The organism is Azospirillum sp. UFLA03-27 (genome assembly GCF_059803775.1).
In genome coordinates, this window is sequence record NZ_JAUQTX010000005.1 from 54799 (window position 1) to 65000 (window position 10202).

The 10202-nt window shown below is 68.6% G+C and carries 10 protein-coding genes and 3 tRNA genes; 2 read left to right on the forward strand and 11 right to left on the reverse strand.

Translation table 11 applies throughout. The features are described from left to right. Positions 1 to 72: 72 nt before the first annotated feature. The 5 genes from Q4I23_RS01730 to Q4I23_RS01750 all read right to left on the reverse strand — a co-directional run bounded on the left by Q4I23_RS01730 (position 73) and on the right by Q4I23_RS01750 (position 3858). Positions 73 to 157 (reverse strand) — tRNA-Leu (locus Q4I23_RS01730). Positions 158 to 330: 173 nt separating this feature from the next. Then, the gene (locus Q4I23_RS01735) at positions 331 to 1896 is read right to left on the reverse strand and encodes a malonyl-CoA decarboxylase (RefSeq protein ID WP_498525097.1); all 1566 of its coding nucleotides are present in this window, start codon (positions 1894 to 1896) and stop codon (positions 331 to 333) included. A gap of 105 nt (positions 1897 to 2001) precedes the next feature. Continuing rightward, on the reverse strand, positions 2002 to 3468 hold the full coding sequence (locus tag Q4I23_RS01740) for an NAD(P)H-hydrate dehydratase (RefSeq protein WP_498525098.1): 1467 nt from the start codon (positions 3466 to 3468) through the stop codon (positions 2002 to 2004). Positions 3469 to 3597: 129 nt separating this feature from the next. Then, positions 3598 to 3673 (reverse strand) — tRNA-His (locus tag Q4I23_RS01745). A 109-nt stretch (positions 3674 to 3782) separates the two neighbouring features. Beyond that, a tRNA-His gene (locus Q4I23_RS01750) sits at positions 3783 to 3858 on the reverse strand. A gap of 326 nt (positions 3859 to 4184) precedes the next feature. On the opposite strand from Q4I23_RS01750, the gene Q4I23_RS01755 reads away from it, so the two are divergent. After that, entirely contained in the window at positions 4185 to 4523 is a 339-nt protein-coding gene (locus Q4I23_RS01755; protein ID WP_014240107.1) for a P-II family nitrogen regulator, read from the forward strand. A 272-nt stretch (positions 4524 to 4795) separates the two neighbouring features. Further along, positions 4796 to 6205, forward strand: coding sequence for a type I glutamate--ammonia ligase (glnA, locus tag Q4I23_RS01760; RefSeq protein ID WP_014240105.1), 1410 nt, complete (start codon positions 4796 to 4798; stop codon positions 6203 to 6205). A gap of 154 nt (positions 6206 to 6359) precedes the next feature. On the opposite strand, the gene Q4I23_RS01765 is transcribed toward glnA, so the two are convergent. The 6 genes from Q4I23_RS01765 to Q4I23_RS01790 all read right to left on the reverse strand — a co-directional run. Continuing rightward, positions 6360 to 7643: an Hsp70 family protein gene (locus tag Q4I23_RS01765; protein WP_498525099.1), complete on the reverse strand. Its 1284-nt coding sequence runs from the start codon at positions 7641 to 7643 to the stop codon at positions 6360 to 6362. Between the two features lie 92 nt (positions 7644 to 7735). Then, positions 7736 to 8191: a MaoC family dehydratase gene (locus Q4I23_RS01770; protein ID WP_014240103.1), complete on the reverse strand. Its 456-nt coding sequence runs from the start codon at positions 8189 to 8191 to the stop codon at positions 7736 to 7738. A gap of 42 nt (positions 8192 to 8233) precedes the next feature. Beyond that, positions 8234 to 9028: a PhzF family phenazine biosynthesis protein gene (locus Q4I23_RS01775; protein ID WP_498525100.1), complete on the reverse strand. Its 795-nt coding sequence runs from the start codon at positions 9026 to 9028 to the stop codon at positions 8234 to 8236. Positions 9029 to 9037: 9 nt separating this feature from the next. Further along, the gene (locus Q4I23_RS01780; RefSeq protein ID WP_454018159.1) at positions 9038 to 9454 is read right to left on the reverse strand and encodes a GNAT family N-acetyltransferase; all 417 of its coding nucleotides are present in this window, start codon (positions 9452 to 9454) and stop codon (positions 9038 to 9040) included. Between the two features lie 4 nt (positions 9455 to 9458). After that, complete coding sequence (locus Q4I23_RS01785; protein WP_454018158.1) at positions 9459 to 9707, reverse strand: DUF1127 domain-containing protein; 249 nt, start codon at positions 9705 to 9707, stop codon at positions 9459 to 9461. Between the two features lie 264 nt (positions 9708 to 9971). Further along, positions 9972 to 10202 (reverse strand): Bax inhibitor-1/YccA family protein (locus Q4I23_RS01790; RefSeq protein ID WP_498525101.1); only part of this gene is annotated, 231 nt, incomplete at its 5' end.

Consider the following 10202-nt stretch of genomic DNA (forward strand, 5'->3'; position numbering starts at 1 on the left):
GTTGTCCGGCCCGGCGGCGCCCGTCCGGGCGGCCCGAAACCGTGTGTTCCCATGCGGTCCAAGCTGTTGCCATGGTGCGGGCGAAGGGACTCGAACCCCCACGACCGAAGTCACCGGAACCTAAATCCGGCGCGTCTACCAGTTCCGCCACGCCCGCAATGGCATAGACAGCCCGCGACGGGTGCGGAACACCCGACGGACTGCCGGCGAAGTCCGCTCTATAGCACAGGGTTCGCGCCGCAAACAGGCAAAATGGGCGCCGTTCCGCACGCCATTGGTGGGTGGCCTGGGAAGCCCCGAGGGAAGCGCCCCGGCGAACGGCAGGCCGCCTCATCCGCCCCCCTTCCCCAGGGACCGGATGGAGGAGGAGGCGTTGACCTTGCCCTCCCCCCGGTACGCCTCGTGGTTGGCGTCGATTTCGCCCAGCTTGTAGCGGTAGTTGATCATCATCCCGCAGGACTGCCGCAACCCCTTGGGCGACCGGTCGCCCAGCCAGTTCAGCCGCTCCATGCGGGCGCCGTTGCTGAGGTGGAAGTGCGCGACCGGATCGAGCGCCCGCGCCGGCGCCGCGCCCGGCCGTTCGCTGCGGCGGTCCGACGCGCGCGCCGTCGTCAGGTAGTGCGCGCACAGCCGCATCAACGGGCCGCGAAGCTGTTTTTGAAGCTCCTCGTCGGTGTGCCAGGAGGGCAGAGCCAGGGCTCCGGCCAGCACCGGGCGCTCGTCCGCGTCGCTGTCCATCTCCGATTCGCCGTTTCCCGGATGACTGGTCATGGCCTCGGCGATGCGTTCCGCCTCGGGCGGGCTGAGCAGCGAATCGCCGCGCTCGGCCAGTTCCCGGTCCAGCCAGCGGCGGAAACCGGGAATCGGCGACAGGGTGGCGAAGCACTTGATGTTGGGGAATTCCCCGGTCAGCCCGTCCACCACCCGCTTGATGAGGAAGTTGCCGAAGCTGATTCCCGCCAGCCCCACCTGGGCGTTGGAGATGGAATAGAAGATGGCGCTGTCGGCGCTCTTCGGGTCGCAGACCGGGGCGGAGGGGTCGAGCAGCGCCTGGACGTTGTCCGACATGCCCTGGACCAGCGCGACCTCGACGAAGATCAGCGGCTCGTTCGGCATGCGCGGGTGGAAAAAGGCGAAGCAGCGGCGGTCGGAGTCGAGGCGGTCCTTCAGGTCCCGCCAACCGCTGATCTCGTGCACCGCCTCGTACTTGATGAGCTTTTCCAAAAGGGAGGCCGGGCTGTCCCAGGTGATCCGGCGCATCTCCAGGAAGCCGACGTCGAACCAGCTGCGCAGCAGACTCTTGAGATCGTCCTCCAGCGCCTGGAGCAGCGGCTCGCCGCGTGCCATCTCCATCAGCTCGGCGCGCAGGTCCACCAGGAACTTCACCCCTTCCGGCAGGCCGTTGAACTGGGTCAGCAGCCGCAGCCGCGGCGGCTCCAGCGCCCGGCGCAGGGCGCGCTCGGCATGGCCGCGCGACACCGGGTCGCCCGCCGTCTGGAAGGTCGCCATCGCCTGGTCGACGGCAGCGCGGTCCACGTCGAAATCGCGCGCCAGCATCATCAGGAAATTGCGCCGCCCCTGCCCGTCCAGCGCCAGATAAGTGCGGCCGAGCTGCGCCGCCCGCGCCCGCGCCGACACCTCGCCGCCGCGGCCCTCCAGGCAGGCTTCGATCTGTTCCTTCAGCCGCTCCGCGTCTTCCTTGGGCAGATTGGCGCGCGGCGCGGCGCCGACCACCCCGCGGGCGGAGGCGGCGATCTCGCGCCAGCCCGCGCGCAGCGTGTCCAGGGTGCGGTCGAGCAGGCCCGGCGGCGTTCCCACCCCGATGGCGGGGGGCTGGGCTGGGCCGGACGGGCTGGACCGGGTCTCAGCGGATTTGATCTCGGGCGTCTCGCTCATACCCAGAGTTTGGCGTGCGGGCGCGCTCTCGGCAAGCCATAGCTTGAGCCCGGCCTTAAGGGTAAGCCCCCTGTCCAGGCGTATGTATGCCCTGGGGACGCCGGGTCAGCGCGCGCCCGCCTTGAGCCGCCTCAACACCCCCGGCAGCGCGTCCGGCAGATCCTCGGCGATCAGACCCGGTCCGAAGGCGTTCGCCGCCTCGCCGTGCAGCCAGACCGCGGCGCAGGCGGCGTCGAACGCGTCCATCCCCTGGGCGATCAGCCCGAGCGCGATGCCCGCCAGCACATCCCCCGACCCAGCGGTCGCCAGATCGGCCGGAGCGTTGGCGTTGATGACGGCCCGCCCATCCGGTGCCGCGACCACCGTGTCGGCACCCTTCAAAAGGACGACCGCGCCACAGCGCGCCGCCGCGGCACGGGCGCGGGTCAATTTGCCGCCCTCCTGCGCCGCGATATCCGGAAAGACCCGGGCGAATTCGCCTTCGTGCGGGGTTAGCAGACAGCGCCCGTTCAACCGGCCGAGCAGGTCGGCCGGCGACTCGGCGAAGCTGGTCAGCGCGTCGGCGTCCAGCACGCAGGCCTTGCCAGCGCCCAGCGCGGCGAGCGCATGTCCCCGCGTGTCCGCCCCGACTCCAGCCCCCGGCCCCAGCAGCACCGCGTTCCTGCGCGGGTCCGCCAGCAGGGCCTCGAAGGCGCCGCCGTCCGCCACGTCGGTCACGATCAGGCTGGGCGAGCCGGCGGCGTAGATCGGCACCGAGTCGGGCGGACAGGCCACCGTGACCAGCCCCGCCCCGGCGCGCAGAGCCCCTCTTGCCGACAACCGCGCTGCGCCGGTCATCCGCGCCCCGCCCAGCACGACGGCGTGCCCCCGCGCGTATTTGTGCGCGTCGAGCCGCGGCCAGGGGTAGCGTTGTCGCCACAGGTCAGGGCCATTCACCAGGGTTTGCGGCGCGATGGCGTCCAGCACGCTGTCCGGAATGCCGATGTCGGCGACCACCACCTCCCCGCAGAGGACCCGGCCCGGCAGCAGCAGGTGGCCGGGCTTGCGGCGGAAGAAGGTGACGGTCAGCGCCGCCTGCGGGGCCACCCCCATCACTTGGCCGCTGTCGCCGTGCAGGCCGCTCGGCACGTCCACGGCAACGACGGTGCGCCCTGCCATCGCCTCGACCACCTCCTTCGCCATGCCGTCGAGCGGACGGGCCAGCCCGGCTCCGAACAGCGCGTCGATCACCAGAGGATTGCCTTCCAGCAGCCACGGGTCGGCGGCTTCCACCGGCCCGGTCCAGCGCCCGGCCGCCACCGCCGCGTCGCCGCGCAGGGCGGAGCGCGACCCCAGCAGGGCCAGCCGCACCGGCCAACCCGCTTCGAGAAGAAGACGCGCGATGACGAACCCGTCGCCGCCGTTGTTGCCCGGCCCGCACAGGACGACCGTCGGGTGCGGCGCCCAGCGCTCGCAGACCGCGCGCACAACCGCGGCCCCCGCCGCTTCCATCAGCACAGGCCCCGGCACGCCGCCCGCCATGGTCAGCGCGTCGGCGCGGTACATCTCCGCCACGGAAAGCAGTTCGTCCATCGCCTCCACCCGCCGCAATCCCGCATCACCGTCACCCGGCACAATAAGCACCGCGACGGCCGCAGCATAGCCGGGCACAGGAGGAATGAAAGGAATGGCCTGAATGGCACAGGAATTGGAAGGAAGAACTGGGGCGATGGATGGGACTCGAACCCACGACCGCTCGGACCACAACCGAGAGCTCTACCAACTGAGCTACCACCGCCACCGGGGGACGGAATGAACCGTCCGCAAACACCCCACCCGCCGCACCGATCGATGCAATGCCGACGTGAACTCCTCACGAGGCAAGCGCATCCACCGTCAAGGGGGACTGGGGCGATGGATGGGACTCGAACCCACGACCGCTCGGACCACAACCGAGAGCTCTACCAACTGAGCTACCACCGCCACCGGGGTCGCCTATTTGCCCCAAGGGACGGGTCGGGTCAAGCTCTATTTTCCACCGCATTGATCAATCTGAAAAGCCGGCACTAGCCCCTCCGAAAGGGTGTGGCTGCGCGGATTGCTTGCAGCTTGTGCACAAATATTGTTCACTTCGCCCTATCCGTTGGCAGTCGCGTGCCGCCCGCGGTGGCATCGGCCCGCTGCGGCCCGGCATCCCACGCAGCCGGATCGCAACCCCTCCGATTGGCACGCAACGTGCTTTACTTCGGACCGTCGGCAGAGCCGTGGACGGTGCCTGCCGACGTTGGCACCTCGTACACGAGAGACCCATGAAGAAGATCGAAGCCATCATTAAGCCGTTCAAACTCGACGAAGTGAAGGAAGCCCTTCACGAAGTCGGCATCAAGGGCATCACCGTCACCGAGGCCAAGGGCTTCGGCCGTCAGAAGGGGCACACCGAGCTGTACCGCGGCGCGGAGTATGTGGTCGACTTCCTGCCGAAGGTGAAGATCGAGGTGGTGATGGAGGACTCCCTGGTGGAGCGGGCGATCGAGGCGATCCAGCAGGCCGCCCACACCGGCCGCATCGGCGACGGCAAGATCTTCGTCACCCCCGTGGAAGAAGTTGTCCGCATCCGGACCGGCGAGAAGGGAGGCGACGCGATCTGATCGCGTCCCGAAAACCCGACCACCGGCCACCATGAACCAGCCCCGCCCACAACCGACGCAAAGCCGGCCGACGCAGATCTGGCCGACGCAGACCGTCGCAACCGCGAGCGGAACGATCCGTGCGTGGAAGCCCCACCGGGCGCGACTTTTTGTGCTGTCACGTTGTGCGCTTGGGAAAGGCATGACATAACGTCCGCCGCGAGCGCCGTCACCCGCCCCTCGGTCGGTTTGACGCAGCGGGACCCAAACCTCTTAAGCGTGGAAAAAGAGATATGTCCGACATCAGCAAGGTCTTCGACCTGATCAAGGAACACGACGTCAAGTACGTGGACCTCCGCTTCACCGACCCGCGCGGCAAGCTGCACCACACCGCTCAGCACGTCTCGACCATCGACGAGGACGTGTTCGAGGACGGCATCATGTTCGACGGCTCCTCGATCGCCGGCTGGAAGGCGATCAACGAGTCGGACATGATCCTCCAGCTCGACCCGACCACCGCCGTCATGGACCCGTTCTCGGCCCAGCCGACGCTGAACATCCTCTGCGACGTGTACGAGCCGTCGACCGGCCAGCCCTACGCCCGCTGCCCGCGCGGCATCGCGAAGGCCGCCGAGAAGTACATGGCGTCGGCCGGCATCGGCGACACCGCCTACTTCGGCCCGGAAGCCGAGTTCTTCGTCTTCGACGACGTGAAGTTCAAGGTCGAGATGAACAAGGTGTCCTACGAGTTCGACTCGGAGGAAGGCCCGTACACCTCGGACAAGGACTATGAGGACGGCAACCTGGGCCACCGCCCGGGCGTCAAGGGCGGCTACTTCCCGGTCGCTCCGGTCGACAGCGGCTCGGACCTGCGCGCCGAGATGCTGAGCGTCCTCGCCGAGATGGGCGTGCCGGTCGAGAAGCACCACCACGAGGTGGCCGCTTCGCAGCATGAGCTGGGCATCAAGTTCGACACGCTGGTCCGCACCGGCGACAACATGCAGTACTACAAGTACGTCGTGCACAACGTCGCCCACGCCTACGGCAAGACCGCGACCTTCATGCCGAAGCCCGTCTTCGGCGACAACGGCTCGGGCATGCACATGCACCAGTCGATCTGGAAGGAAGGCCAGCCGCTGTTCGCCGGCAACCAGTACGCCGACCTGTCGGAGCTGGCGCTGTACTACATCGGCGGCATCATCAAGCACGCCAAGGCGCTGAACGCCTTCACCAACCCGACGACCAACTCCTACAAGCGTCTGGTCCCGGGCTACGAGGCTCCGGTTCTGCTGGCCTACTCGGCCCGCAACCGTTCGGCCTCCTGCCGCATCCCGTACGTCGCCTCGCCGAAGGGCAAGCGCGTCGAGGTCCGCTTCCCGGATCCGTCGGCCAACCCGTACCTGGCCTTCGCCGCCCTGCTGATGGCCGGTCTGGACGGCATCCAGAACAAGATCCATCCGGGCGAGGCGATGGACAAGAACCTGTACGACCTGCCGGCCGAAGAGCTGGCCAAGGTTCCGACGGTTTGCGGCTCGCTGCGCGAGGCCCTGGACAGCCTGAAGGCCGACAGCGCCTTCCTGCAGAAGGGCGACGTGTTCACCAAGGACATGATCGAGTCCTACATCGACCTGCGCACCGAGGAGCTGCTGGCCTTCGAGACCATGCCGCACCCGATCGAGTACAAGATGTACTACTCGGTCTGATCCTTCGGACCTCGGTCCGCCGGTTTCCGGTGTCCGCCCCGCCCTCGCGGCGCGGCGGGCACCACCGGAGGACCGAACCGTGGAGCAGAGCACGAAAAAGCCCACCGGCGACACCGCCGGTGGGCTTTTTCGTGTCCGGGACTTGAGGGAAACCTCAGGCGGTGCCGCCGAAGCGCCGCGCCGCCTCGATGGTCAGGCCGGTGCCGACCGAACCGAAGATGTTGCCCTCCACCACGCGGGCGCCGGGCAGCTCGGCCAGGATGGCTGCCCGCACCTGCGGCAGCAGCGTGGAGCCGCCGGTCAGGAACACCGCGTCGATCTCCGCAGGCAGCGTGCCGGCCTCGGCCAGACAGGCGCGCACCCGCCCGCCGATGCGGCCGGCCAGGATCGCCGTCGCCTCGTTCAACTCGACTACCGACACCGGGCGCGTCATGCCGCTGCCGCCCCAATCCAGCAACAGGCCGGCTTCCGGCCCGTCGGACAGGGCGATCTTGGTGCGCTCCACCGCCATGGCCAGGGCATGGCCCAGCCGGTGCTCGACCACGCCGATCAGCCGCTCGATGCGGTCCGGGGTGGCGGAATCGCGCTTCAGGCGCTCCAGGTCGGCCATCGCCTTGGCGGTGTAGAGGAAGTTGATCTTCGACCAGGTCGCCAGATCGAAGAACAGATGCTTGGGGGCCAGCAGACCGGGGCGCTTCATGGCGCTGCCATGGCCCAGCAGCGGCATGGCCGTCGCCAGGGACAGGTCGCGGTCGAAGTCGGTGCCGCCGACGCGGATGCCGTCGTTGGCCAGGATGTCGGCGCTGCGGTCGGCCCGCCCGCGCCGCTCCGGCCCGATGCGGACGATGGAGAAGTCCGACGTGCCGCCGCCGATGTCGGCGATCAGGGCCAGTTCCTCCCGCTCCACCTGCTGCTCGTAGTCGAGCGCGGCGGCGATGGGCTCATATTGGAAGGAAATGCCGCGGAAGCCGACGGAGCGGGCGATCTCGCCCAGCGCCTCCTCCGCCGCGGCGTCGCCCGCCGGGTCGCCGTCCACGAAATGCACCGGGCGCCCGAGCACCACATCGGTCAGTTCGCCGCCGAGCGCCGTCTCCGCCCGCTCCTTGACCGCCGCCAAGAAGGTGGCGATGACCGCGCGGAAGGTGATCCGGCCCTTGCGCAGCGCGGTGTCGGCGTCGATCAGGTCGGTGCCCAGCATCGACTTGATGGAGCGCATCAAACGTCCCTCGACGCCCGACGCATAGGCGTCGATGGCCGCCTGCCCGACCGTCACCGCGTCGGCTTCGAAATCGAAGAAGACGGCGCTGGGCAGGGTCGTCCGCACCCCGTCGAGGGCAAGCAGACCGTAGCCGCTCCCTCCCGTGCCGGCAGCCGCGGACGCCGTCCGCACGCCGAGCGTCGTGTTGGACGTGCCGAAATCGAGGCCGCAAGCCGTCATGGGAACCCCCGCCGTAATGGAAGGGGCGAGGCTATACAGGGGCCGGGCCTGCGGATCAAGACGCGCGACGGAACAGGCCGCGCTTGTCCTTCTTATTCGGCCGGAACGCTGCGGGTGGCCACGATGTGGTTCAGGGTGATGGTCATCACCGCCTCGCCATGCTGGTTCAGCGTGGTGTAGGCCAGCCGGACCGTGCCACGGTCGCCGCGGCGGGACGGGATGGCCTCCACCACCTCGACCCGGACGCGCAGCGTGTCGCCGGGCCGCACCGGGCGCAGCCAGCGCAGTTCGTCGCCGCCCGAGCCGCCCAGGCTGGTGCCGGTGATGGCCCCGGTGTCGCGGAACAGCCGGAAGGTCAGGGACAAGGTGTGGAAGCCGCTGGCGATCAGCCCGCCGAACGGCCCCTCCGCAGCGGCCACCGCGTCCATGTGGAAGGGTTGCGGGTCGAAGCGTTGGGCGAAATCCATGATCTGGCTGTCGGTGACCGTCGCCCCTTCGGTGTCGATCACGTCACCGACGCGGAAATCCTCGAAGTAACGCCCCGCCATGCCCGCTGCCCTCCCGTTCCATTGGTCCTCGTATGGACGGCGCTAAATGTAGATGGCGCCATCCATATAGAGAACCGCTTTCCCGGCGATCTTCACACGGTCGCCGGCCAGTTCACAGGACAGGGAACCGCCGCGGGCCGAGACCTGCCGGGCCTTCAGCCGCTCCTTGCCCAGCCGCCGCGCCCAGTAGGGGATCAGCGTGCAATGGGCGGAGCCGGTCACCGGGTCTTCGGGAATCCCCTGGGCCGGCGCGAAGAAGCGGGAGACGAAGTCCACGCCACCGCTGCCCGGCGCCGTCACGATGACCGCGTAGAAATCCTCCAGCCGGGCCAGGGCGCTCATGTCGGGGGTCAGGCCGCGCACCGTCGCCTCGTCGTCATAGACGACCACGAGGTCGCGCGCCTTCAGCAGCGCCGTCGGCGGTGGCCCGCCCAGCGCGTCGAGCAGGCCGGCCGGCGGACCGGCCAGCGGTTCCGGCGGGCGGCTGGGGAAATCCAGCGTATAGAGGTCGCCGTTGCGGGTGACGCTGAGGGTTCCGGCTTCCCGGGTGGCGAAGTCGATGCGCGGGCAGCCCCACTCCAGCATCGTCGCGATGACGAAGGCCGAGGCCAGCGTGGCGTGGCCGCACAGGTCCACCTCGACCGTCGGGGTGAACCAGCGGATCTCGTAACCGTCGCCGCGTCGGACGAGGAAAGCGGTTTCCGCCAGGTTGTTTTCCGCCGCGATGGCCTGGAGCGTCGCGTCGGGAAGCCAGTCCTCCAGCGGCACGACCGCCGCCGGGTTGCCCGCGAACACCGCGTCCGCGAAGGCATCGACCTGATACAGGGGAAGGCGCACGGTGCCTCCTTAGGGTTTCTCGGTGAACAGGAACGCCTGGGCGTGCCGCTCCATCCCCGCCGCCTCATAGAAGGTGACCGCCTTGGGCGCCGACAGGAGAAGGCAGGTCACGCCCTCCCCCACCGCGGCGCGGGTCCGGCGCATCAGCTCCTTGCCGATGCCGCGCCCCTGACAGGCGCGGTCGACGGCGAGGTCGGACAGGTAGCAGCAGAAGGCGAAATCGGTGACGGACCGGGCGACGCCGACCAATTGCCCGTCCGCGTCGCGGGCGGTGACGATCAAGCCGGCGTTGCGGAGCATCGCCTCCACCCGCGGGCGGTCCGCCACGGGCCGGCGTTCGGCCAGCCCGGAGCGGTGGAGCACGTCGATGAAGGCGTCGGCGGTCAGGTCGGGCTCGACGGCGTAGAGGATCGCATCGGCGCTCATCGCATCAACCCCGCCAGAACGGCTTGCTGACTTCGCTGTCCACGTCGGCGCGGGACACGCCGATGTCCTTCAGCAGATGATCGTCCAGCCGCATCAGCGCCTGCCGCTGCCGCCACCGTTCATAGCCGTTCAGACCGGCCTCCATCACGAACCAGACGGGGCGGATGCCGACGGTGAGGGCGCGCGCGATGACCTTGAAGACGGCCGTGAACGAGGACGATCCGGACGAGCGGGTCGCTTCCGTAGTGCGCATGATGAACCTCCTTCGTCAAAACATTCAGCCCCGAACAATCGAGACAATGGGGATTATGTCGACACAATCGTCCCGGTCAATGTCGTTATTGTCACCATTACATTTCCGATATCGGATGTATCCCGACGGCCACACCTTCCCGTGACGCACACCCCTGAACGAGCCCACCCTCCGGCGACCTCACCGTCCGGGCATGAAAAAGGCCGGCCGCGGAAAGCGGCCGGCCCGGTGTGCCCCCCCTGACTGGCGCCGGAAGGGGTCCCGTTACTCGCGGTTGCCCATGAGTTGGAGGAGCATCTGAAAGAGGTTGATGAAGTTGAGGTAGAGGGAGAGAGCGCCCATGACGGCGAGCTTGGTGTTGCCCTCGTGCCCATAGCCCTCGGCGTACTCCTCCTTGATGCGCTGGGTGTCGTAGGCAGTCAGGCCGGTGAAGATGACCACGCCGATGACCGAGACGGCGAACTGCAGCGCGCTGGAGCCGACGAAGATGTTGAC